General features: G+C 72.9%; 19 protein-coding genes. 8 read left to right on the forward strand and 11 right to left on the reverse strand.

The features are described from left to right. Positions 1-9: 9 nt before the first annotated feature. Positions 10-258 (reverse strand): acyl carrier protein, encoded by a 249-nt coding sequence (locus ABD292_RS39635; RefSeq protein WP_344216810.1) that lies wholly within the window; start codon positions 256-258, stop codon positions 10-12. Positions 259-395: 137 nt separating this feature from the next. On the opposite strand from ABD292_RS39635, the gene ABD292_RS39640 reads away from it, so the two are divergent. The 3 genes from ABD292_RS39640 to ABD292_RS39650 all read left to right on the forward strand — a co-directional run bounded on the left by ABD292_RS39640 (position 396) and on the right by ABD292_RS39650 (position 5,117). Further along, positions 396-1,259 carry a hypothetical protein gene (locus tag ABD292_RS39640; RefSeq protein ID WP_344216812.1) on the forward strand — a complete coding sequence of 288 codons (864 nt, stop codon included), beginning with the start codon at positions 396-398 and terminating at the stop codon, positions 1,257-1,259. Next, positions 1,256-3,085: a hypothetical protein gene (locus ABD292_RS39645; RefSeq protein ID WP_344216814.1), complete on the forward strand. Its 1,830-nt coding sequence runs from the start codon at positions 1,256-1,258 to the stop codon at positions 3,083-3,085. Before ABD292_RS39640 ends, ABD292_RS39645 begins: the two co-directional genes overlap by 4 nt. A gap of 145 nt (positions 3,086-3,230) precedes the next feature. Beyond that, entirely contained in the window at positions 3,231-5,117 is a 1,887-nt protein-coding gene (locus ABD292_RS39650) for a glycosyltransferase family 2 protein (RefSeq protein ID WP_344216816.1), read from the forward strand. 9 nt (positions 5,118-5,126) lie between these two features. On the opposite strand, the gene ABD292_RS39655 is transcribed toward ABD292_RS39650, so the two are convergent. Both ABD292_RS39655 and pseB read right to left on the reverse strand, forming a co-directional pair. Further along, entirely contained in the window at positions 5,127-6,251 is a 1,125-nt protein-coding gene (locus ABD292_RS39655) for a DegT/DnrJ/EryC1/StrS family aminotransferase (RefSeq protein ID WP_344216818.1), read from the reverse strand. After that, a complete protein-coding gene (gene pseB, locus ABD292_RS39660; protein WP_344216820.1) occupies positions 6,251-7,228 on the reverse strand; it encodes a UDP-N-acetylglucosamine 4,6-dehydratase (inverting) in 978 nt (325 codons plus the stop codon). Before pseB ends, ABD292_RS39655 begins: the two co-directional genes overlap by 1 nt. An 83-nt stretch (positions 7,229-7,311) precedes the next feature. On the opposite strand from pseB, the gene ABD292_RS39665 reads away from it, so the two are divergent. Together ABD292_RS39665 and ABD292_RS39670 are read left to right on the forward strand one after the other, a co-directional pair. Further along, entirely contained in the window at positions 7,312-8,049 is a 738-nt protein-coding gene (locus ABD292_RS39665) for a cytidylyltransferase domain-containing protein (RefSeq protein ID WP_344216822.1), read from the forward strand. Then, the gene (locus tag ABD292_RS39670) at positions 8,046-9,017 is read left to right on the forward strand and encodes a PseG/SpsG family protein (protein ID WP_344216824.1); all 972 of its coding nucleotides are present in this window, start codon (positions 8,046-8,048) and stop codon (positions 9,015-9,017) included. Before ABD292_RS39665 ends, ABD292_RS39670 begins: the two co-directional genes overlap by 4 nt. On the opposite strand, the gene pseI is transcribed toward ABD292_RS39670, so the two are convergent. Both pseI and ABD292_RS39680 read right to left on the reverse strand, forming a co-directional pair. Further along, a complete protein-coding gene (gene pseI / locus ABD292_RS39675) occupies positions 9,010-10,053 on the reverse strand; it encodes a pseudaminic acid synthase (protein WP_344216826.1) in 1,044 nt (347 codons plus the stop codon). The two genes, ABD292_RS39670 and pseI, sit on opposite strands and share 8 nt — an antisense overlap. Next, the gene (locus tag ABD292_RS39680; RefSeq protein WP_344216828.1) at positions 10,050-10,541 is read right to left on the reverse strand and encodes a GNAT family N-acetyltransferase; all 492 of its coding nucleotides are present in this window, start codon (positions 10,539-10,541) and stop codon (positions 10,050-10,052) included. The genes pseI and ABD292_RS39680 overlap by 4 nt, the downstream gene beginning before the upstream one ends. Before the next feature lie 150 nt (positions 10,542-10,691). Here ABD292_RS39680 and ABD292_RS39685 point away from each other — a divergent pair, with 150 nt between their 5' ends. The 3 genes from ABD292_RS39685 to ABD292_RS39695 are packed head-to-tail and all read left to right on the forward strand — an operon-like array spanning position 10,692 to position 14,100. Continuing rightward, positions 10,692-12,137: a glycosyltransferase family 2 protein gene (locus ABD292_RS39685; RefSeq protein WP_344216830.1), complete on the forward strand. Its 1,446-nt coding sequence runs from the start codon at positions 10,692-10,694 to the stop codon at positions 12,135-12,137. A 48-nt stretch (positions 12,138-12,185) separates the two neighbouring features. Next, complete coding sequence (locus tag ABD292_RS39690; RefSeq protein WP_344216832.1) at positions 12,186-13,037, forward strand: CDP-alcohol phosphatidyltransferase family protein; 852 nt, start codon at positions 12,186-12,188, stop codon at positions 13,035-13,037. A gap of 22 nt (positions 13,038-13,059) precedes the next feature. Continuing rightward, on the forward strand, positions 13,060-14,100 hold the full coding sequence (locus ABD292_RS39695) for a sulfotransferase family protein (protein WP_344216834.1): 1,041 nt from the start codon (positions 13,060-13,062) through the stop codon (positions 14,098-14,100). On the opposite strand, the gene ABD292_RS39700 is transcribed toward ABD292_RS39695, so the two are convergent. From ABD292_RS39700 to ABD292_RS39725, 6 genes are all read right to left on the reverse strand, one after another. Then, positions 14,097-15,158: a glycosyltransferase gene (locus tag ABD292_RS39700; protein ID WP_344216836.1), complete on the reverse strand. Its 1,062-nt coding sequence runs from the start codon at positions 15,156-15,158 to the stop codon at positions 14,097-14,099. The two genes, ABD292_RS39695 and ABD292_RS39700, sit on opposite strands and share 4 nt — an antisense overlap. Then, positions 15,155-17,791 carry a bifunctional glycosyltransferase/CDP-glycerol:glycerophosphate glycerophosphotransferase gene (locus ABD292_RS39705; protein ID WP_344216838.1) on the reverse strand — a complete coding sequence of 879 codons (2,637 nt, stop codon included), beginning with the start codon at positions 17,789-17,791 and terminating at the stop codon, positions 15,155-15,157. Before ABD292_RS39705 ends, ABD292_RS39700 begins: the two co-directional genes overlap by 4 nt. Before the next feature lie 93 nt (positions 17,792-17,884). Continuing rightward, the gene (locus ABD292_RS39710) at positions 17,885-18,652 is read right to left on the reverse strand and encodes an SRPBCC family protein (RefSeq protein ID WP_344216840.1); all 768 of its coding nucleotides are present in this window, start codon (positions 18,650-18,652) and stop codon (positions 17,885-17,887) included. Positions 18,653-18,745: 93 nt separating this feature from the next. After that, the gene (locus tag ABD292_RS39715) at positions 18,746-19,600 is read right to left on the reverse strand and encodes an FAD binding domain-containing protein (protein WP_344216841.1); all 855 of its coding nucleotides are present in this window, start codon (positions 19,598-19,600) and stop codon (positions 18,746-18,748) included. Beyond that, positions 19,597-21,972 (reverse strand): xanthine dehydrogenase family protein molybdopterin-binding subunit, encoded by a 2,376-nt coding sequence (locus ABD292_RS39720; RefSeq protein WP_344217058.1) that lies wholly within the window; start codon positions 21,970-21,972, stop codon positions 19,597-19,599. Before ABD292_RS39720 ends, ABD292_RS39715 begins: the two co-directional genes overlap by 4 nt. Positions 21,973-21,992: 20 nt before the next feature. Further along, the gene (locus ABD292_RS39725; protein ID WP_344216842.1) at positions 21,993-22,475 is read right to left on the reverse strand and encodes a (2Fe-2S)-binding protein; all 483 of its coding nucleotides are present in this window, start codon (positions 22,473-22,475) and stop codon (positions 21,993-21,995) included. Positions 22,476-22,499: the final 24 nt, after the last annotated feature.

Below are 22,499 nucleotides of genomic sequence, written 5' to 3' on the forward strand. Positions count from 1 at the left end.
GAGGTGCGCTCAGACGGCGGCGGTGCCGATGCCGTGCTTTTCGAGGAGCCCGGCCGCCGCGGCGAACGAGCTCATGTCGATCATCTCGTCGGTGTCGATCATGATGGAGAACTCGTCCTCCATCGCGGCGACCAGCGCCATGTGAGCCAGCGAGTCCCACTGCTGGATGGCGCGGTATTCGAGGTCGTCGACGGGTGCGTCGGCGGGAAGGTTGAGAGATCTGCGGAAGACGGCCCGCAACCGGTCGAGATGGCTCATGATCACTCGCTAACTCTCTGTTCTCAGGCCACGACCGAGTGTAGCGGCACTTTCGGGTCCGGAGAAACCAAGGCCCCGCCGGGAGTAATGGAACCGTATAACGGCGAGTGAGGCATGTTCGGGGCTGGGAATGTCGCATGGGGCGCGCCAACCGCTACGGGGGAATGATGGACGAATCCAATCACTGGTACGGGCACTCGCGCATACTCGGCAGATACTGTGAGATGCCGGACGAAACGCCGAAACGCATCCAGGGTTTCCTTCAGCATGGATGGAACTATCTGCACGGATTCCCGCCGAACGACCACTGGTGCAGCCCGGGTTATCCGCGTTTCGTATGGTCTGACGTGCTGCGCCGGCGAGGCTGGTCGATGGGCCGCAGGGGGCACTACCTCATCGGCGCGCCCTGGATCTACCTCCTCCATCTGGAGGCCGAACTGGGCGTCACCACAAAACGCGAGGGTACGATCTGGTATCCCTTCCATGGCTGGGAGAAGAGCTCCGTCAGGGGCGATCACGACCGGCTCGCCGCCGAAATCCGAGATGTCGAGACAGGGCCGGTAACGGTCTGCCTTTACTGGTTGGAATTCGCAAACCTGGACATCCGGCAGGCGTATGAATCGCGGGGATTTCGGGTTATTTGTCATGGTGAGCGCGGCTCCCGCTGGGACAGCAAGGGTCGCGACTTCCTGCGCAAGCAGCTGATCCAGCTGCGGCGTCACCGCAGGGTGGCCTCCAATCGGCTCGGCAGCGCGCTGTTCTACGGCGCGTCCGTGGGCTGCGAGGTCGCGGTGTACGGGGACCCCATGCAGTACGAGGACGAACGTCCCGAATATGGCGGCACCGCGCGCCGGATGCGGCTCTGGCCCGAGTTGCACGGCGTGCGTGTCGATCCGGGGCTGGCGGCCGAGGTGGCGGGGCGGGAGCTGGGATTCGAGTATCAGGCGACACCGGAGGAGCTACGGCGCATGTTCGGATGGAAGCGGGTGCGGTACGCGTGAACGAGGCACCCGAGAACGTCCGGTTGGTCGGGGGGGAGATGCTGCTGTGGTCGGATATGGCCGACATGTCCGGCGGCGTCACCGACTGGCGAGGGGCGGCACTTGAGCTGATCAGGCGGATGGTGCCGGCGAGCGGCAAGGTGCTGCTGGTCGGACCGCACCCGGAGACGGTGGTGGACGAGGTGGTCGCCCAAGCCGGGCTGACGGGGGAGGCGCCAACCGCCCGAGCCGGGCTGACCGGAGAGGCACCGACAGCCGGGTTGACGGGGGAGGCGCTGACAGCCAAGGCCGGGCTGACGGGGGAGGCGCTGACTGCCCAGCCCGGCCTGCTGGGGGAGGCGTCAACCGCCCAAGTTGCGCTGTCGGTGGACGAGACAACCCTCACCCCCTTGGCGGGGCGGGTGGCTGTGCTGGTGCGGTCCTATCCTGACGCCTGCGCCCTCGCCGAACGCCACCCCGCCCTGGACGTCTTCTGCGGCCGGCTGGAGGCGTTCGCCGCCGACGAGCCGTACGATCTCGTGCTGGCGCTCGACGGCCTGCTGCGGACGCATTCCGCCGAGGCCCCGGCCGCGTCCTGGGCCGAGTCGCTCGACGCACTGTCGGCCCTGGTCGCGCCCGGCGGGAGGCTCGTGCTCGGCGTGCACAACGACCTGGGCGTGGACCGCATCCTGGAGGCGCGCCCGGCCGACCGCGACGGCGGTGACGACCAGTGGGCGCCGCACGGTTTCGACCCCAGCTATCCCAGCGGCCCGGGAGCGCTGGACGCCGCGCTGGAGTCGGCGGGGCTGAGCGTGCAGCGCTGCTACGCGGCCTATCCGGCGCGGCAGGCGCCGCGCGCGCTGCTCGCCCGCGAGGCGCTGGCCTTCGACCTGCCGGACGCGCTGGCGTTCCCGCTGGGCGCCAGGGACGGTGACCGCATGCTGGTGGCGGACCCGCTGCGCCTGACCCGCCTGGTGTTCAGGCACCGCCTGGGCGAGGAGCTGGCCCCGGCGTGGCTCGCCGTCACCGTACGGTCCCCGCTGCTCACCAAGGAGCGGAGCGACGCCGACGAGCGCTCGTACCCGGCGCTGCCCCTCGGCCTCGTCCAGGAGGGCGGCACCCTGTACGAGCTCACCCACACCGGCCTCAGACGCCTCCCCGACGGCGGCGAACGTCCCATCCCCGCCGGCCGCGTCCTGGAGGAGATCCTCGTCGAGGCGTGCGCCCGCGAGGACACCGCGACCGTCCGCGAGCTGCTGACCGCCCTCGCGGACTGGGTGGAGGACAGCGGCGACGCGGCGGCGGCGACCGACAGCCTGGTGTACGACGGCGCCCGGTTCGCCCCCATAGGCGACCTCCAGGGCCCGGCGGTCCCGCCCGATCCCCGGATCGTGCTGTGCCGGATCCTGCTGCGGTTCGCCGTACGCCTCCAGGCCGCCGGCCACCACCACCCGTGGCCGTGGCCGCTCGACGCCGACGAGCTCACGCTGACGCTGTGCGGCATGGCGGGCCGCTCCTGCGACCCGGGCGACCTCGACCGTGCCCGCAAGCTGGACGCCGAGCTGGGGCAGCCGGCGGAGCCGGCCGGGCACGCGCCGACGTACCGCGACCTGCTGGGCGCCCGCGACCGTCTCGCGGATCAGCTCACCGCGGCCCTGGCCAGGATCGCGCGGCTGGAGACCAAGCTCTCCTACCGGGAACGCGAGCTGATACGCGCCAAGGGGAAGCTGCGCAGGACCCAGCGGAAGGCGACCGCCTACCGGCGCACGCTCGGCTACCGGCTCTCGCGCCGTCTGGCCCGGCCACGCCGGGTCGCCAAGAAGGTCATCCGCCTGCTGTCCGGCTGAGACGACAAGACGACCCGGACCACCCGACAGGCCCGGACCACCCGACAGGCCCGGACCACCCGACAGGCCCGGACCACCCGACAGGCCCGGACCGCCCGACAGACCCAGACGACGACAGATGACGCAGCGACGACGAGGAGTACACGTGCCGGTTCTCTCGGTGATCGTCCCGTTCCACAACGTCGAGAAGTACATCGGCCCCTGCCTGGACTCCATCCGCGCCCAGACCCTGGATGACCTGGAGGTGATCTGCGTCGACGACGGCAGCGACGACCACGGACCCGACGTCGTACGCGCCAGGCAGGCCGAGGACCCGCGCATCTCCCTCGTCATCCAGGCCAACCAGGGCGTGGGCCGGGCCCGCAACGTCGGCCTCGCCCGGGCGACGGGCCGCTACCTGGCGTTCGTGGACGGCGACGACACGGTCCCGCGTGAGGCGTTCCAGCGGATGGTCGCCTCGCTGGAGGCCACCGGCTCGGACCTGGCCTGCGGCAACGTCATGCGCCTGCACCGCAACCTGCTGGTCCCGTCCTGGGCGCACCGGGAGGCGTTCGCCAAGCCGAGGCGGCGCACCCACATCACCCGCCACCCGCTGCTGATCCGCGACCGGATGTTGTGGAACAAGGTCTACCGCCGCTCCTTCTGGGACCGGCTGGGGCTGAGCTTCCCCGAGCGCATGTACGAGGACCAGCCCGTCGCCATGGCCGCCCACGTCGGCGCGCGCTCGGTGGACGTCCTCGCGAGGGTCGTCTACCACTGGCGCGAGCGCGACGAGCCGGGCACCTCGATCACCCAGCGCAGCTTGGAGGCGGGCAATCTGCGCGACCGCCTGCTGTCGGTGCTGGAGACCGCCGACCTGCTGGCCCGCCGCGCTCCCCGGCTGAAACCCGCCTTCGACCGCGACACCATGGACATCGACATGGGGGTGGCCGCCGAGGCCGTGGCCGGGATGGGCGCCGAAGCGGATCCCGAGCTGGTCGAGCTGATCGTCCGCTACCTCGACGGCGTGTCCCGTGAGGCGTGGCTGAGCGTGCCGTTCGCGCACCGGCTGCGGCTCCACCTCCTGCGCGGGCACCGCCTGCCCGAGCTGGGCGACGTGCACGGGCAGGCCCGCGACGGCCGGCTGCGGCCACCGGTACGGCGGGCAGGGGTCCTGCGCAGGCGCTGGCACGCCTGGCATCCCTGGCTGCCGCGCGGCCTGTCGGATGTCTCCGAGGAGCTGGGCCTCGCCGCCCGCCTGGTGGAGCTCGGCTGGCGGCGCGGCGTCCTGGTGGGCGAGGGCCGGGTCGGTGTCGGCAGCTTCGACGTCGGCGTGGTGCGCCGGGCGCGCGTGCGCGTGTGGCTGGAGGAGCGCCGCACCGGCGAGCGCGTACGGCTGTCGGACCAGGAGTCCGCGCCCGTCTGGGAGAGCGTCGAGGAGGAGGAAGGGGTGCGGCTGCCGCAGCACGTGTTCCCGTTCGCCTTCGCCTTCGACCCGGCCGCGCTCTCGGCCGCCCAGCTCACCCGGCGCGGCCAGTGGGACCTGCGCCTGCAGCTCAGGGGGCACGGGCTGCGGCTGGAGGGCCGGGTGGCCGGGCCGCGCTGGCTGCCGCCCGGCGTCCCCGCCCCGCGCCGCGCGTCGGGCGTGTGGGTGGTGCCGGTCCGCACCGCGCGGGGGGCCTGGGGTCTGCGGCTGCGCCTGGCCGAGGTGATCATCGGCGAGTGCCGGGTGGACGGCGGCGACCTGGTGTTCTCGGGGGAGCTGGCCGACGTCGGCGACGGCGAGCCGGTGCTGCGGCTGCGCCGCAGGAGCGACGGCGAGGAGATGTACTTCCCGGTGGCGCTCGCCGGGCAGGACTTCCACGCGAGGGTGCCGCTCGCCGACCTCGACGAGAGCGTGGGCCAGGAGTCGTGGTGGGAGGTCGTGATCGACCAGGGCAAGGCGCTGCGCCCGCTGGTGCGCACCGGGCAGCGGCCGGTCGCCCTGGTGGCCGACCGGCGTTTCCTGGTGGACCGGAGCGAGGACGGCTGCCTGCTCCTCGCCGAGCGCTAGCCGGAACGGCTAACGCAGGATCGCGGCCAGCGTGTCGACCACGTGGTCCTGCTCGGCGTCGGTCAGGTCGGGGAAGAGCGGCAGCGACAGCTCCTCGGCGTAGTAGGCCTCGGCGGCCGGGCACATGCCCCGCCGGTAGCCGAGATCCTCGAACACCGGATGCCAGTAGACCGGGATGTAGTTGACCTGCACGCCGATGCCGGCCGCCCGCATGCGGTCGTAGACCTCGCGCCGCCGCCCGTGCCGGACGCGCACGGGGTAGAGGTGCCAGCTCGGCGACACGTACGCGCGCCGCGCGGGCAGCGTGAGCCCGGGTACGTCGCGCAGCAGCACGTTGTAGCGGGCCACCAGCTCGGCGCGGCGCTCGCGGAAGCGGGCCAGCCGCCGGAGCTGGCTGACGCCGAGCGCGCACAGCACGTCGGGCAGCCGGTAGTTGAGCCCGAACGCGTGCACCTCCTGGTGCCAGCCGCCCACGCCGGGATCGCGCTGCGCGGCCGGCTCGCGTACGAGTCCGTGGTTCATGAAGCGGGCGGCCCGCAGCCGCAGCTCGGGGTCGGCCGCGGCGACCGCGCCGCCCTCGGCCGTGGTCACGGTCTTGGTGGGGAAGAACGAGAACGTCGTCAGGTCGGCGAGCGTCCCCACCGGCTGGTCCTTGTAGGAGGCGCCCAGCGAGTGGGCCGAGTCGGCGATCAGCCGCGCCCCGGCCCGCTCGGCGACCTCCCTGAGCTGGTCGTAGTCGGCGGGATGGCCCGCGTAGTCGACGGCGGTGACCGCGCGCGTGCGGCCGGTGACGAGCGCGGTCACCGCGTCGGGATCGAGGTTGCCGGTGTCGGGCTGCACGTCGGCGAAGCGCACCCGCGCGCCGAGCAGCGCGGCCGTGGCCGCCGTCGCCACGAACGTCAGCGGCGTGGTGATGACCTCGTCGCCCGGCCGCACGCCCGCCGCGACGTAGGCGACGTGCAGCGCGGCCGTGCCGGAGGTGACCGCCACGCAGGGCACGCCGCCGGTCCAGCGCGCCAGCTCGGCCTCGAACGCGGCCACCGCGGGCCCGGTGGTCAGCCAGTCGCCGCGCAGCACGGTGGTCACCGCCGCCACGTCGCTCTCTTCGACGGAGTGCCGTCCGTAGGGGAGCATCAGCCGGTCACCATGTCGCGCAGGTCGTCGACGGTGAGCCACTGGTCGTTGGTGTCGGAGCGGTAGGCGAACCCCTCGGGCAGCAGCTCCCCGCTCTGCGGCGGGCGGTAGCCCCAAGTGGCGATCGTGGGCTGCACGACGTAGCGGTCGGCCAGCCGCAGCGTGCGGCGGCCGTCGTCGGGGCCGATCATCTCCTCGTGCAGCTTCTCGCCGGGCCGGATGCCGATCTCGTAGAGGGGGCTCTGCGGCGCCAGCGCCTCGGCGAGGTCGGTGATGCGCATGCTGGGGATGCGCGGGACGTAGAGCTCGCCGCCCTGCATCAGCTCGAAGGAGTCGACGACGAACCGGACGGCCTGGTCGAGGGTGATCCAGAACCGGGTCATGCGCTTGTCGGTGATCGGCAGGCTGTCGCCCTGCTCGGCGAGGCGCTGGAAGAGCGGGATCACCGAGCCCCTGCTGCCCACGACGTTGCCGTAGCGGACCACGGAGAAGCGGGTCTCGTGGGCGGCGGCGTAGTGGTTGGCGGAGACGAACAGCTTGTCGGCGACCAGCTTGGTGGCCCCGTAGAGGTTGATCGGGCTGGAGGCCTTGTCGGTGGAGAGCGCCACCACCTTGCGCACGCCGCAGTCGATGGCGGCCTCCACCACGTTCTGGGAGCCGGCGATGTTGGTGCGGACGTATTCGAACGGGTTGTACTCGGCCGTGTCGACCTGCTTGAGCGCGGCGGCGTGCACGACGTGGTCGACGCCGTGCATGGCCCTGGTCAGCCGGTCGCGGTCGCGGACGTCGCCGATGAACCAGCGCAGCCGCTCGTCGTCGGCGAAGAGCCGGCGCACTTCGTACTGCTTGAGCTCGTCGCGGGAGAAGACCACCAGGCGCCGCACCCCGACCGAGTCGAGCGCGTGGCGGATGAAGGCCTTTCCGAACGACCCCGTGCCCCCGGTGATCAACATCGACGACCCATGGAGAATGCTCACGTCGCCCCCTGAAATCGTGTGCCGGGCGGTAGCATAACGCGATCGGCCTATGACGCACTGTCACACGGGGGAATGGGGCTTTCGTGCGTATTGTCGGAATCGTTCAGGCCAGGATGGGATCCACCCGGCTGCCCGGCAAGGTGCTCCGACAACTCGGCGACGGTGGCCGGTCGGTGCTCGGCTGGGTGGTCCGCGCGGCCCGCGAGTCGGCCGCGCTCGACGAGCTGATCGTCGCCACCACCACGCTCCCCGAGGACGACGCGGTGGCCGCCGAGTGCGCCGCGCTCGGCGTCCCCTGCCACCGCGGCCCGGTCGACGACGTGCTCACCCGGTTCACGCAGGCGCTGGAGGAGCGGCCGGGCGAGGCCGTCATGCGGTTCACCGCCGACTGCCCGCTGCTCGACCCGACGGTCGTCAAGGAGGCCGCGCTCGTCTTCCAGGCCGTCCCCGGGCTCGACTACCTCAGCACGAGCCTGGCCCGCACCCTGCCGCGCGGCCTCGACGTCGAGATCATCGCGCGGGCGGCGCTGGAGCGCTGCGACCGCGAGGCCGTCGCCCACCACCGCGTCCACGTCACCTCCCACATCTACACCGAGGCCGCAGGCGACGCCCGGCTGCTCGGGCTCGCCTACCACCCGCTCGCCGCCGACCTCAGGCTGACGCTCGACACCGAGGACGACTGGCTGCTCATCTCCCGCGTGGTGAGCGAGCTGGGCGACCGCTGCGTGCCGATGCGGGCGCTGGTGAGCTGGCTGCGCGCCCGCCCCGAGTTGTGCGGGCTCAACGCCCACGTACGCCAGAAGGCGCTGCAGGACGCGTGAGCGCCGGGCCGCGCGTCGGGATCCGCTGCGACGCGGGCGCGGACAGCGGGGTCGGCCACCTCGTCCGCTGCGTCGCCCTGGCCGAGGAGCTGCGCTCGCGCGGCGCGCGCCCGGTCTTCCTGGGCGCGGTGCGCGACTCGCCCTGGGCGCTCGCCCAGCTCCGCGAGCGCGTGCTCCCGCTCACCCCCGCCCCCGAGTCGCCGGCCGCCCTGGCCGCGCTGGCCCGCGCGCTCCGGCTGGACGCGGTCGTCCTCGACTCCTACCACCTGCCGCCCGGCACGGGCGCGGAGCTGCGCCGCCACGGGCTGCCCGTGCTCGCCGTCGTCGACGGCGACCCGCTCGGCCAGCACGCCGACCTCTATCTCGACCAGAACCTCGGCGCCGAACGCCGCCCGTTCCCCGCCGGGCCGGTGCTGGCCGGCGCCCGTTACGTGCTGCTGCGCGACAGCGTACGGCGACGCGCCCGCGCCCCCCGACGCCCGGACCGCGTCCCGGAGGTCCTGTGCTTCTTCGGCGGCACCGACGCCGCCGGGGTCGCGCCCGCCTGGGCGCAGGCCCTGTGCGCGACCGGCGTGCCGTTCACCGCCACGGTGGTGAGCCCGGCCCCGTTCGCGGCCGGGACGCCGATCACCGTCATCCCGCCCACCGACCGGCTGCCGGAGCTGATGGCCGCCGCCGACCTCGTGGTCACCGCCGCGGGCTCGGCCATCTGGGAGCTGCTCTACCTCGGCGTGCCCACGGCGCTCAGCTGGGTGGCCGACAACCAGCTCATCGGCTACGACGAGCTGGTGGGCAGGGGCGTGGCGGCGGGCCTCGGCCGCGCGCCCGGTCCCGAGGCCGTCGCCGTCCTGACCCGCCTGTTGTCCGACCCGGCCGTCCGCGAGGAGCACGGCCGCCGGGGCGGCGGGCTCGTGGACGGCCGGGGGAGAGAGCGCGTCGCCGACGCCCTCCTGGCCCTGATCAGATGAGGTCCCAGGTCAGCGGCGTGCCCTTCGGCACGTCACGGACGAAACGCCGCCCCGTCACCTCGCGGACCGCGTCAGGCGGCAGCCCCCCGGCGGGCCGGACCGACCGTACGTTGCCGGGCCCCACCTCCTCACCGGCCCGCACGTCGCGCACCACGTAGAGGGAGCGGCGGAAGCGCAGCCCCTCCCGCTCGGACGGCCGCGGCCCGAGCACCGGCTGGCCCAGCGCCTCCCAGGCCCGCGCGCTCTCCGTCACCAGCGCGGCCAGCTCGGCCGGCTCCAGCGAGAACGCGGCGTCCACCCCGCCATCGGCCCGCGCCAGGGTGACGTGCTTCTCGATCAGACACGCCCCCAGCGCCACCGCCGCCAGCGGAACGCCGATGCCGGGCGTGTGGTCGGAGACGCCGACGACCTCGCCGGTGAGCGCGGCCAGCAGCGGCAGCGCCCGCAGGTTGCTCTCCGACGGCGCCGCCGGATAGGAGGCCGTGCAGGCCAGCACCGCGAGCCGGGTGCAGCCCGCCTCCCTGGCGGCGGCCACGGCCGCGCCGATCTCGCCGGCCGTCCCCATGCCGGTCGAGATGATCAGCGGCTTGCCGGTGGCCGCCGCGAGCCGGATCAGCGGCAGGTCCACCAGCTCGGACGAGGCGATCTTGTACGCCGGCACGTCCAGTTTCTCCAGGAACTCGACCGCCGTCGGGTCGAACGGCGAGGAGAAGGCGGCGAGCCCCCGCTCCCGCGCCCGCGCGAACAGCGGCTCGTGCCACTCCCACGGCGTACGGGCCCGCTGATAGAGGTCGTAGAGGCGTTCGCCGCCCCACAGCGAGTGCGCGTCGCCCAGCCGGAACGCCGGCCCGTCGGCGTCGACGGTCAGCGTGTCCGGGGTGTACGTCTGCAGCTTCACCGCGTGCGCCCCGGCGTCGGCCACCGCGTCGACGATGGCGAGGGCCCGCTCCAGGCTGCCGTTGTGGTTGCCGGACAGCTCGGCCACGACGTACGGCGGATGGCCGGGCCCGACGGCCCGGCCCGCGATGGAGATCATGTGTCTTCCCTCCTGAGCTCGATGGCGACGACGTCGCGCGGCACCCCGTCGACGTCCCGGCGGTAGGCGGCGACCTCGGCGAAGCCGAAACGGCGGTGCAGCGACCTGACCGGCGCGTTGTCGGCCAGCACCTCGCCCCGCAGGACCGTGAGGCCGAGCGGGCCGAAGGCGTGGGCGATGGCCTCGCGTTCCAGCCCGGCCCAGGCCCGCAGCAGCGCGCCCGACCGTTCGAGGCCGTCGAGGTCGAGGTAGAAGCCCCAGCTGCCGCTCGCGGGCGACAGGTCGGAGTAGGCGACCACGCCGGCGGGGACGCCGTCGTGGTCGTAGATCAGCACCTGCCGGGTGGCGTCGGCGCGGACGGCCGCCCACCAGCGGGCGTGCTCGTCGGCGCCGATCTCGTGCGTGGTGAAGCTGGCGGCGCGCACCCGCGGGTGGTTGCGCCAGCGCCGCATGGCCGGGAGGTCGTCGTCGTGCGCGCCGCGAAGCATTCCGCCCCCTACCGTTCGTGCCCGTCCTGGTGCTCAACGTAGCCGATCGCGCCGCCGGTAAAGAGCTCTTCAGGCGCGCGTCCCCGGCGCGGGCGGCGCGGCATGCTGCCCTCGAACGCACTCCCGCGAGGTCAAGGAGCCCCATCGGCCATGATCCCCCTGCTCAGCGTCATCGTCCCGTTCCACAACGTGGAGCCCTACATCACCGAGTGCCTGAAGTCGCTCGCCGCCCAGACGCTGGACGACCTGGAGGTCGTCATGGTGGACGACGGCTCCGCCGACGGCAGCCGGCGCGTCGCCGAGGACTTCGCGGCCGCCGACCCCCGGTTCGTGCTGGTCACGCAGCGCAACCAGGGCCCCGGGCCGGCCCGCAACGCCGGGATCCGGCTGGCGCGGGGCACGTACCTGGCCTTCGCCGACGCCGACGACGTCGTGCCGCCGGAGGCGTACGAGCGGCTGGTCGCCAAGCTCGCCGAGACCGGCTCCGACCTCGCCTGCGGGGCGGTGGGGCGGCTCGTGGACGGCGTGCTGGAGGAGTCCACGCTGCACGAGAAGGTGTTCAGGCGGCCGGTGCTGTGCACGCACATCACCGACAAGCAGGTGCTGGTGCGCGACCGCACGGTGTGGAACAAGGTCTACCGGCGCGACTTCTGGGAGCGCGCCGGACTGACCTTCCCCGCCGGGATCTACGAGGACGTGCCGGTCGCCATGCAGGCCCACGTGCTGGCCGGCAGCGTGGACATGCTGGGCGAGGTGGTCTACCACTGGCGGCGGCGCGAGGAGGGGGAGGACTCGATCACCCAGCGCCGCAACGAGCTGTCCAATCTCAACGAGCGCCTGGCCGCCATCCGCTCGGTGCGCGCCTTCCTCGACGAGCGGGCGCCCGAGCTGCTCGACGGGTTCGACGCGCTGGTGCTGGAGAAGGACATCCTCTTCCTGTTCCAGGCGCTGGAGAGGTGCGCGGAGCCGGGCCCGCTGCTCGATCTGGCCCGCGCCTGGGTGGCCGAGCTGGGGCCGCAGGCGGTCGCCACCGCGCCGTCGCTGCGCCGCCTGGAGCTGCACCTCATGACCAGGGGGCTGGTGGCGGAGCTGCGGAAGGTACGCGACTTCCGCCGCGCCCGCGCCGAGTCCGGCACCCGCGTGGTGCCGCGCGGGTGGCGCACCACCGGCTGGTACGGCGACTACCCGTTCTTCCGCGACCGCCGGCTGCGCATCCCCGACGAGGTGTTCGACGCCCGCGACGAGCTCAGGCTGCTGGCCAGGGTCGACGACTGCGCGTGGACGGGCGCGGAGTACCGCGTGCGCGGCGAGCTGGCCGTCCACCGCGTGGACCGCCGCATCGACCGGATGAACCTGTGGCTGAGCGACGGCCGCCGCAAGGTGCCGCTGGAGGTGAGCAGGACGGGCCGCGGCGGGTTCGTGGCCGCGTTCGACCCGGCCCGGCTGGCGGGCGGCGGGGAGGTCTGGCGGCTCCAGGCCCGTACGGAGACCCGCGGCCTCGTGCTGAAGGGCTGGTGCAGGGACGGCGAGGCCGGGGGCACGTGGCGATTCACCGTGCCGGGTTGGTCAAGAACCGGCCAGGACATCCCCCAGTAGTTCCAGACAGTAATCACCGGAGCGCGGCCCGTGTTCATGCTGGTCTGCATGAGGACCTATTCGCTCGATGACGTCCACGAGACACGCAAGCGGAGAGACTCCTGGTGGACCGTGTATTTCGTGGACCCGGTCGCCTGCCGGGTCGCCCTCCCCGTCGCCAACCACACCCGGATCACGCCCAACGGGCTGACCGTCCTCTCGCTGGTCCTCGGCGTGGCGTCGGCCACCTGTTTCGCTATGAACCAGCTCGTAGCGGGCGCCGCGGTCTTCTATCTCAGCTTCATGATCGACTGCGTGGACGGCAAAATCGCCCGGCTGAAGGGCACGGGGACGCCCTTCGGCCTCTGGCTCGACTACGTGGGGGACCGGATCAGGGTCGTGCTGTGCGCCGCGGGTCTGGCGTACGGGCAGTACGCGCTGACCGGCGAGGTCGGCTACGTGGTCCTCGGCGCGGCGGTGGCCGTGCTGGACCTGTTCAGGTACGTCAACGCGCCGCAGATGAAGCGGGTCCGCGAGGCCGTCAGGGACGAGCGCCAGGGGGTGGCGCACGGGCCGGCGGAGCCGCTGGGACCGGCACTGGAGCCCATGGGGCCGCCGGAGCCGGACGATGACACCCAGCCGCTGGAGCGGGTCCCGCGCCCGTCCGGCTTCTTCCGCCGACTGAACAGGTTCCTGGCCCGGCACCGGGTGCGCTCGCACCTGATCAGCGGCATCGAGTTCCACGCGGCGGTGTTCGTGGTCGCGCCTCTTGCGGGGGCATGGGCGCTGATCCCGCTCGCCGCGGCGGCCGGGGTGCTGCTGCTGGCCAACGAGGTCTTTCTTGTCTACCGGATGTGGCGCTTCACGCGCAGGCACGCCGTCGCCTCCTCTCGGGAGAGCCGAGAGCACGTTCTCGTCTAAGTTTTTCGGGGGTTAGTACGAAATGTCCGACAGGCCAGTCTTCGTCATCGGATGCCCGCGCTCCGGCACCACGATGCTCCAGCTCATGCTGCACTCGCACCCGCACATGGCGGTGCCGCCCGAGACCCGCTTCCTCGTACCCGCCTACTACCGCCGCCGCGCCTGGGGCGACCTGCGGATCGCCGCGCGCCGCAGGGCGCTCGCGCAGTGGATCGCGACCGACCGCAGCACCAAGTTCCGCGAGCTCAAGATCGACAAGGACGAGTTCGTCCAGCAGGCGGTCGAGGGCCCCGGCTCGCTCGGCTCCGTGATCGGCACGGCCTTCCGGATGTACGCCGACCGCTTCGACAAGGCCCGCTGGGGCGACAAGCGCCCGAGCTACGTCAAGCAGGTCGACATGCTGCTGCGGCTCTTTCCCGACGCCCAGTTCGTCCATCTCATCAGGGACGGCCGCGACTGCGTGGCCTCGCTGAAGGAGATGCCCTGGTACACCCTGGACTCCTTCCACGCCGTCTCCACCTGGGCCGAGGCGATCGACGCGGGGGTCAAGCTCAAGCGCACCCTGCCCGAGGACACCTACTACGAGCTGCGCTACGAGGACCTCACCGACGACCCCGCGACCGAGCTCAAGAAGCTCTGCCACTTCCTGGAGGAGGACTTCTCCGCCGCGATGATCTCCCCGCGCGAGGCGGCCAGCGTCGCGGTGCCCGAGCACAAGGTCTGGCACAGCAACACGCACGGCGAGGTCATCCGCAGCCGCGTCGGGAGCTGGGCCAACCGGCTGGACGACTGGGAGGTCTCGCTGTGCGAGCACATGCTCGGCGACCGCCTGGAGTCCCTGGGCTACGAGCTGACGGGCGCGGCCAGGCCGGCCAAGGAGCACATCATCGCCGCCCAGAAGACCATGCAGAAGCGCAGGGCCAGCCGCATGCGCAAGCACATGCGCGACCGCTTCAACCGGCTGCGCGAGCCCAGCCCGGTGGCCGCCCTGCTGACCACGCGCCAGCGCTCGCTGGCCGGCGTGCCGCGCCAGCGCACCGAGATCACCGAGCCCGCCATCTAGCGATCGACGTGGGCGAACAGCCGCTCCCAGCCGTCCAGCACGTGGTCGAGGCGGAACGCCTCGGCCCGTGCGCGGGCGTCGGCCCCCAGCCGCCGCCGCTCCTCCACGGAATCCGCGAGCCGGCGCAGCTCGGCCGCGAAGGCGTCCACGTCCCCCGGCGGCACCAGCACCTGGCCCGCCGCGCGCACGCCGCCCGAGACGTCGAAGGCCACCGACGGCACCCCGTGCGCCCCTGACTCCAGCAGCACGACCGGCAGACCCTCGTGCTCGCTGGTGAGCCCCAGCACCGACGCCGACAGGTACTCGGCGGACATCTCGGCGGCCGGGACCAGGCCGCGGAAGACCACCCGGCCGGCCACGCCCTCCCGCCCGGCGTGCGCGCGCAGCCGCTCCCGCTCGCCGCCGTCGCCGATCAGGTGCAGCTCCCACGGCTCCGGCAGGCCCGAACGGGCGAAAGCGCTGATCAGCCGGTCGAACCGCTTGACCCCCTCCAGCCGGCCGACGCCCAGCACCCGGGGGACGTCGAGCGCGGCCATCCGCTCCGGCCAGCGGGCCAGCGGGTTGGGCAGCGCGCGGGCGTTCGGCAGCAGGGCGTGCTCGGCGAAGCTCCAGGCGTCGTCCTCGCTCAGGAAGACCGCCTGGTCGAGGTCGGCGTAGTGCTTCCTGATCGAGCCCAGGTGCCAGCAGCCGCGCGCGTGGTCGTAGGAGCCGTGGTACTGGCCGATCGACCGGAGACCGGCGGGCAGCAGGTCGCGCACCCGGATCACCGCCGACGGCGAGGTCATCACCGCGTACCCGGGCGCGATGCGGCCGAGCAGCCGGCGCAGCCGCCGGTCGGCGCGGACGCGGGCCAGGCGGTTGCCGGGTTCGGCGCGGCTGATCACGTGGTGGTGGTAGCGCGGGCGGTCGACGTACCGGAACGGGGAGCGGGCCCGGTGCAGGCCGATGACGTGCACCTCGTGGCCGCGCCCCGCCAGGCCCTGGGCGAGGGTGTGCGTGACCTGCTGGATGCCGCCCAGCGTGTCGGCGTCCACGCAGGCGAAGACGACCCGGCTCATCGGCGGGCCCCCACCCGGAAGAAGTCGTCGACGATCCGCGCCGCCGCGTCGCCGCGCTCCTCGGCGCACCACAGCTCGCGGAAGGCCGCGTAGCGTCCGGCGTGGGCCGCGTGCTCCTCGTCCAGGCGCCGCAGCACGTCCACCAGCTCCTCGGTGGTGGTGACGCACGGGCCGGGGGCGATGGCGGGCAGGTCGTGGTAGACGCCGCGCTCGGACAGCCGGTAGTCGTCCCAGTCGTCGAGGTAGAACACCATCGGCCTGCCGGTGATCGCGTAGTCGCACATCAGGGACGAGTAGTCGGTCAGCAGCGCGTCCGAGGCCAGCATCAGGTCGTTGACCTCCGGGTAGCGCCCGGCAGGGCGGACGAAGTGCCGGAGGTGCTCGGGCGTCTCGTAGCGCTCGACCGGGTGCGTGCGCAGCACCACCACCCACTCCCCGGCCAGCTCCTCGGCCAGCAGCTCCAGGTCGGCCCGTACCGATCGGCCGCTGCCCACGGCCCGGTCGCGGTAGGTGGGCGCGTAGAGCAGGACCCGCCGTCCCGGCGGAAGGTCCAGGGCCGCGCGTACGTCGCCGGTCGGCTCGCCGCGCACCAGGGCGTCGCAGCGCGGCGTCCCGTACCGGTAGACCTTGCCGGTGTAGCCGTTGGAGGGCACGAAGAGGCGGGAGAACTCCGCGCTCGGCGCCACCAGCGCGTCCCACCGCGCCACCGCCGCGCGCCACTGGGCGCGCGGCCGGTCGAAGTCGGAGCGCAGATCGGGCGCGTCGAAGCCGATCGACTTGATGCCCTGGCCGTGCCAGGTCTGCAGGTAGCGGGTGCCGCGCGGCTTCGGGTAGTCCAGCGGGAAGCCGTGGCTGTCCACCCAGATGCCGGCCCGCGCCATCGTCCAGAGGTGGCGCCAGCTTCCGCGGCGTACCCTGCGGGCGCCGCGCGGGACGTCGGTGCGGCCCTTGGCCAGCGACCAGACGACCTCGATCGGCAGGTCGCGGCGGCGCAGCTCCTCGTAGAGCGCGCGCGGGCTGCCGCAGCAGCCCTTGCCGACGTCGGACTCGAACAGGGCGAGGTCCGGGCGCGGGCGCACCACCTTGACCAGCACCTTGTACGCCCGCAGCTTGTTGCGCGGCGTGCCGATTCGCCGCACGAACGCTCGCCACAGCCGCTCGCGCAGCCGCCGCCCGGTGCGGGTGGCCCGTACGCACAGGTAGGCCGCGTGCCCCTCGGCCTGCACCCGGCCGCCGGGCAGCTCGATCGGCCGCAGGCGCGGGTCCACGATGATCCGGTCGGTCGTGGTGTGCCCGTCAGAGAGGCGGGTGAAGCCGATCCTCGGCTCGCACTTCCCGGCGGGCGTGAAGGCGACCTCGCTGACGTAGCCGCCCTCGCCCGACGGCTCCGGCCTGATCGGCACGCGTACCCTGCCGACCTGGAGGAACGCCGTCCAGTCCGGCGGCAGCGCGCCGAACGGGTCGAAGGTGCGCACGGTCATCCGCACCCGGTCGCCGTCACGGACCAGCTCGCTCGCCTCGTGCCGCAGCCGGGCGGCGGCGAAGGGCAGCTCGGCCAGCCGCAGCGCGGTGATGTCCAGGCCGGGGGAGACCGTCGTCCCCCAGTACGTGCGCCCGTCGAGCCGTACCGCCGCCCGCGGCGCGGCCCGCGGCCCGGTCAGCGAACCGGCCGCGACGCGCAGATCCTCGATCCGGTCGTCGAGGATGAGCCGGCAGCACACCCGCTCCAGGGGCGCGGCCTGCTCCAGCACCTCGGCCGGGATCCGTGCCAGGTACGGCCGGACGATCGAGGCGAACTCCTTGACCCACACCAGGTCGCGGGAGGGCAGCGGGTTGAGGTAGACCCGCAGGTCCTGCCGGACGAAGCGGCGCTGGCGGTGCGGCACCAGGTCGCCGGCCCCGTGGGCGCGCAGCCGGTCGTCGCTCATGCGGGCGGCGAGGACCCGTTGCCGGACGTTGTCCAGGTCGTCCACGCTCAGCGAGATCGAGACGCCGTCGCAGGCGCGGTGCCAGTGGTAGACCGTCCAGGGGACGATCGCGAAGCGGCGGGCGACGGCGTACAGGTCGGCGGCGAAGACGTGGTCCTCGTAGTCGACGTCCTCGGGGAAGCGCAGCCCCCGCTCGCGCAGCCAGGCCACGTCGTAGAGCTTGTTGGTGCTGAAGGAGTCGAGGAACAGCTCCGGGTCCTCGCGGATGCCTTCCACCACGCGGCGGCGGGCGAACAGCGACGGGTAGTACGGCCGCAGCTTGCCGCCGGCCTCGTACAGGCGGGAGATCTGGCCCGAGACGAACTGCGCGCCGGTGCGCTCGATCTCGGCGAGCAGGCTCTTGCAGGCGTGCCGGGGCAGCTCGTCGTCGCTGTCGAGGAACATGACGTACGGGGCCGCCGCGGCGTCCGCGCCGTCGTTGCGCGGCGCCCCGCAGTGCCCGCTGTTGACCTTCCTGCGCAGGTAGCGCACCCGTGGGTCCTGCGCGACCAGGCTCGCGGCCACCTCCGGCGTGCCGTCCGTGCTCGCGTCGTCGGCGATGATCACCTCGAGGTCGCGCAGCGACTGGCGGAGCACGGAGCGCACGGCCCTGGGCAGGCGGGCGGCGTCGTTGTACGTGATGACGACCACGCTGCAGTCCGGCATCCCAAGTCCCCCCGCTGGTCGAACCACCTGCGGGGAGGGCCCTGCCCCCGAGCTGGGGGAAGTGTCCGGACTTGATGGACTATTTGCCGAAAATCAGCGCCGCAGGCGACGGACGACCCAGATGACGATCAGCAGCGCCGCGAGCGCGCCCGCCACCGGCGCCAGCCGCTTGAGCACCGGCTGCCCGGCGATCTCCAGCAGGTCGAGCGCCTCCTCGTCGGGCGAGCGCGAGGTGCGCACCGTGCCCTGGGCGTGGGGCGGCGGCGGCTCGGGAGCGGGCACGGCCGTCAGGTGCCGCTCCTGCTCCACCTCGGCAGGCCGCTCCTGCTCCTGCTCGGTGGGCCGCTCCTGCTCCTGCTCGGTGGGCCGCTCCTGCTCCTGCTCGGTGGGCTGCTCCTCGACCTGCTCGCGGGGCTCGGACAGCAACTCGGCGAGGTTGTCGGCGAACTTGTCCAGCAGCCGCGAGCCCACCTCCGCCATCACCCCGCGGCCGAACTGCGCGGGCCGCCCTGTCACGTGGAACGTCGTCTCCACGGTCACCGCCGTCGACTCCTCGCGCGGCGTCAGCCGGGCCTTGACGGTGGCCGAGGCCGTGCCGGAGCCGCGGGCCTCCTTGCCCGACGCCTGGATGGTGAGCGAGCGGGAGTCCTTGTCCACGTCCTCGAACCTGGCCGAGCCCCGATAGGTGACGGTGATCGGGCCGACCTTGACCTTCATCCTGCCGGTGAACTCGTCACCCTCGTAGCTGTCGAGCGTGGCCCCGGGCAGGCAGGGGGCGATCCGCTCGACGTCGAGCAGCACGGCCCACGCCTGCTCGACCGGAACCGGAACAGTGAACTCGTGCTCGAACCGCATCGCCATCGATCCGCTCCTTCTGCCGATGGTTCCCGACACTACGACGCGGCGGGGGCGCCCCGGAAGAGACGCCCCCGCCAGGTCATCCGGACAGGCCGGTCAGGGCGTACCCGTGGCGGCGCGCACCGCCCGATGGGTCAGCACCCTGGCCAGGTGCCTGCGATAGTCCGGCCGGCCGTGCAGGTCGGCCGGGGGATCGGTGTCCGCCGCCGCCTCCGCGCAGGCCTGCCGCAACCCGTCACCGAGCTCCACGCCCTGGAGCGCGGCCTCGGCCGCGCGGGCCCGGACCGGCGTCGAGCCCATGTTCGTCAGCCCGATCCTGGCCTCGGTGATCGAGCCGTTCGACCGCCTGACCGCCGCCGCCACGCCGACGATGGCCCACGCCTGCGCCGTACGGTGGAACTTCTCGTAGTGGAAGCCCCAGCCCGGCCCCAGCTTCGGGATCTTGACCCCGGTCAGGATCTCGCCGGCGTCGAGCGCGTTCTCCAGGTAGTCGACGAAGAACTCGGCGGCCGGGATCTCCCGCTCGCCTTCCGCCGAGCTCGCCACGAACACGCCGTCCAGCGCCAGCACCACCGCGGGCAGGTCGCCCGCCGGATCGGCGTGCGCCAGCGAGCCGCCGAACGTCCCCCGGTGCCGGATCGCCGGATCCGCCACGTGGGCGGTGGCCAGCGCCACCAGCGGGCAGCCCTCGTTGACCACCTCGGAGCGCATCACCTCGTCGTGCGTGGTCAGCGCGCCGATGTGGACGTGGTCGCCGCGGTCGTGCACGCCCCGCAGCTCCGCCAGCCGCCCCACGTCCACCAGCGTCGACGGGTACGCCAGCCGCAGCCGCAGCAGCGGCAGCAGCGACTGCCCGCCCGCCAGCACCTTCGCGTCCTCGTCGGCGGCGAGGACCCGCGACGCCTCGGCCAGCGAGTCCGGGCGCACATACTCGAACTGCGCGGGGATCATCGGCGCGCTCCTTCCAGCGCCCGCCACACCCGCTCCGGCGTGCACGGCATCTCGACGTCGCGCACGCCGGACGGGCGCAGCGCGTCCACGATCGCGTTCACCACGGCCGGGGTCGAGGCGATCGTGCCCGCCTCGCCGACGCCCTTGACGCCGAGGGGGTTGCTGGTGGCCGGGGTCTCGGTCCGGTCGAGCTGGAACGTCGGCAGGTCGGCCGCCGACGGCAGCAGGTAGTCGGCCATCGTCGTGGTGAGCAGGTTGCCGTCGGCGTCGTAGACGGCCTCCTCGTACAGGGCCTGCGCGACGCCCTGCGCGATGCCGCCGTGCACCTGGCCCTCCACGATGAGCGGGTTCACCACCTTGCCGACGTCGTCCACCGCCACGTACGAGCGGATCCGCACCATGCCCGTCTCGGTGTCCACCTCAACCGCGCACAGGTGGGTGCCGTGCGGGAAGGAGTAGTTGTCCGGGTCGAACGTGGCGTCGGCGTCCAGTTGCGCCTCCACGCCCTCGGGCAGGTCGTGGGCCGTGAACGCGGCGTAGGCGAGCTCCTGGATGGTCCGCTGCGCGTCCGTGCCCCGCACCTTGAAGGCGCCCCCGGCGAACTCCAGGTCGTCCGGGGAGCACTCCAGCAGGTGCGCGGCCAGCGTACGGGCCTTGTCCTTGACCTTGTCGCACGCCCGCAGCACGGCGATGCCGCCCACGACGAGCGAGCGCGAGCCGTAGGTGTCCATGCCCTTGTGGGAGATCGCCGTGTCGCCGTGCAGCACCGTGACGTCCTCGAACGGCACGCCGAGCGAGTCGGCCACGATCTGGCTCCACGACGTCACATGGCCCTGCCCGTGCGGGCTGGTGCCGGTGATGACCTCGACCTTGCCCGTCGGCAGCATGCGGATCGAGCCGTGCTCCCAGCCGCCCGCGCCGTAGTTCGACTCGCCGAGCAGCCGGGACGGCGCCAGCCCGCACATCTCGGTGTAGGTGCTGACGCCGATGCCGAGCTGCACCGGGTCGCCCCGGTCCCGCCGGTCGGCCTGTTCGGCGCGCAGCTTGTCGTAGCCGAACATCGACAGCGCCTTGTCCGTCGCCGCCTCGTAGTTGCCCGAGTCGTAGGTGAGCCCCGCGATCGTGGTGTACGGGAACTCCTCGTGCCTGATCCAGTTGCGCCGGCGCACCTCCAGCGGGTCCACGCCCAGCTCGGCGGCGAGCTCGTCCATCATGCGCTCGATGCCGAACGTCGCCTCCGGCCGGCCCGCGCCCCGGTAGGCGTCGGTCGGCATCTTGGTGGTGAACACGCCGGTGCAGGCGAACTCGTAGGCGTCCATCTTGTAGATGGCGTTGAACATGGCCGCGCCCAGCATCGGCACGCCCGGCGTGACCAGCATCAGGTACGCGCCCATGTCGGCCAGCAGATCCACCCGGAGCCCGCGCAGCCGCCCGTCGGCGTCGGCGGCCAGCCGCAGGCGCTGGAGCTGGTCCCGGCCGTGGTGCACGGTCAGGTTGCCCTCGGAGCGGCTCTCGGTCCACTTGACCGCCTTGCCGAGCCTGCGGGCCAGCAGCAGGCAGAGCACCTCCTCGGCCGTCACCTGCAGCTTCGAGCCGAACCCGCCGCCGACGTCGGGCGCCACCACCCGCAGCCGGTGCTCGGGGATGCCGGTCACCACGGCCAGCATCACCCGCAGGACGTGCGGGATCTGCGTGGAGGTCCACATGGTGAACGTGTCGCCGTCGGTGTCGGCGAGCACCGCCCGCGGCTCCATCGCGCTCGGGATGAGCCGCTGCTGGCGGAAGGTGCGCTCGATGACGACCGGCGCGTCACGGAAGGCCGCCTCGACGTCGCCCGAGACGATCTTGGTGCTGAACGCCTTGTTGCCCGCCTCGTGCACCTTCGGGCTGCCCTCGGTCAGCGCCTCCTCCATGTCGAGCACCGCGGGCAGCGGCTCGTAGTCGACCTCGATGGCCTCCAGCGCGTCGGCCGCCTTGTAGCGGTCGGTGGCGACCACGCAGGCCACGGCCTCGCCGACGTACCGGACCTCGGAGACCGCCATCGGCGGGTGGTCGGGGATGACGATGTCCTCGCTGACCGGCCACGCGCACGGCAGGCTGCCCTGCTCGTCCGCGAAGTCCTGGCCGCTGAAGGCCGCCACGACCCCGGGCAGCCCGCGTGCCCCTGACACGTCCACCCGGGTGATCCTGGCGTGCGCCATCGGGCTGCGCAGGAAGACCACGTGCAGCAGGCCGGGGCGGGTCAGGTTGTCCGTCCACCGCGTACGCCCCGTCAGCAGCCGCGCGTCCTCCTTGCGCCGCCGTGGCCGGCCCAGCTCCGGCGTGGCCGCCGGCTCGTTGACCTGGTCGCTCCGCGCTATCTGCTCGGCCACCGCGCCGGTGTCCAGCTCGCTCACTGCGTGCTCACCGCCTGACCCATCTCCTGGGCGCCACGGCGTACCGCGCGGACGATGTTGCAGTAGCCGGTGCAGCGGCACAGGTTGCCCTCAAGCCCCTGCCTGATGGCGTCCTCCGACGGGTCCGGGTCGTCCCGGAGCAGGTCGATCGCCGCCATGACCATGCCGGGCGTGCAGTAGCCGCACTGCAGCGCGTGCTCTTCGTGGAAGGCCCGCTGCATCGGGTGCATGGCGCCGGCCGTGCCGAGGCCCTCGATGGTGACGACCTCGCAGCCGTCGGCCTGCACGGCCAGCACCGAGCAGCTCTTGACGCTCTTGCCGTCCAGCATGACGGTGCAGGCGCCGCAGTTGCTGGTGTCGCAGCCGACCGGGGTGCCGGTCTTGCCGAGGCGTTCTCTGAGCAGATGGACGAGCAGCAGTCGCGGCTCGACGTCCTCTTCGTAGGTGATTCCGTCCACGGTGACGGAGATTCGGGGCATACGTCCTCCCTCTCAAGGAGCGGG

It is taken from the genome of Nonomuraea bangladeshensis (genome assembly GCF_039529455.1).
Classification (GTDB): Bacteria; Actinomycetota; Actinomycetes; order Streptosporangiales; family Streptosporangiaceae; genus Nonomuraea; species Nonomuraea bangladeshensis.

What these genes read in the sequence shown, in the direction of transcription:
- ABD292_RS39635 (WP_344216810.1), bottom strand. Translation starts at nt 258, where the DNA reads ATGAGCCATCTCGACCGGTTGCGGGCCGTCTTCCGCAGATCTCTCAAC.
- ABD292_RS39640 (WP_344216812.1), top strand. Translation starts at nt 396, where the DNA reads ATGGGGCGCGCCAACCGCTACGGGGGAATGATGGACGAATCCAATCAC.
- ABD292_RS39655 (WP_344216818.1), bottom strand. Translation starts at nt 6,251, where the DNA reads ATGCTCCCCTACGGACGGCACTCCGTCGAAGAGAGCGACGTGGCGGCG.
- pseI (WP_344216826.1), bottom strand. Translation starts at nt 10,053, where the DNA reads ATGATCTCCATCGCGGGCCGGGCCGTCGGGCCCGGCCATCCGCCGTAC.
- ABD292_RS39680 (WP_344216828.1), bottom strand. Translation starts at nt 10,541, where the DNA reads ATGCTTCGCGGCGCGCACGACGACGACCTCCCGGCCATGCGGCGCTGG.
- ABD292_RS39685 (WP_344216830.1), top strand. Translation starts at nt 10,692, where the DNA reads ATGATCCCCCTGCTCAGCGTCATCGTCCCGTTCCACAACGTGGAGCCC.
- ABD292_RS39690 (WP_344216832.1), top strand. Translation starts at nt 12,186, where the DNA reads ATGAGGACCTATTCGCTCGATGACGTCCACGAGACACGCAAGCGGAGA.
- ABD292_RS39695 (WP_344216834.1), top strand. Translation starts at nt 13,060, where the DNA reads ATGTCCGACAGGCCAGTCTTCGTCATCGGATGCCCGCGCTCCGGCACC.
- ABD292_RS39700 (WP_344216836.1), bottom strand. Translation starts at nt 15,158, where the DNA reads ATGAGCCGGGTCGTCTTCGCCTGCGTGGACGCCGACACGCTGGGCGGC.
- ABD292_RS39705 (WP_344216838.1), bottom strand. Translation starts at nt 17,791, where the DNA reads ATGCCGGACTGCAGCGTGGTCGTCATCACGTACAACGACGCCGCCCGC.
- ABD292_RS39710 (WP_344216840.1), bottom strand. Translation starts at nt 18,652, where the DNA reads ATGGCGATGCGGTTCGAGCACGAGTTCACTGTTCCGGTTCCGGTCGAG.
- ABD292_RS39715 (WP_344216841.1), bottom strand. Translation starts at nt 19,600, where the DNA reads ATGATCCCCGCGCAGTTCGAGTATGTGCGCCCGGACTCGCTGGCCGAG.
- ABD292_RS39725 (WP_344216842.1), bottom strand. Translation starts at nt 22,475, where the DNA reads ATGCCCCGAATCTCCGTCACCGTGGACGGAATCACCTACGAAGAGGAC.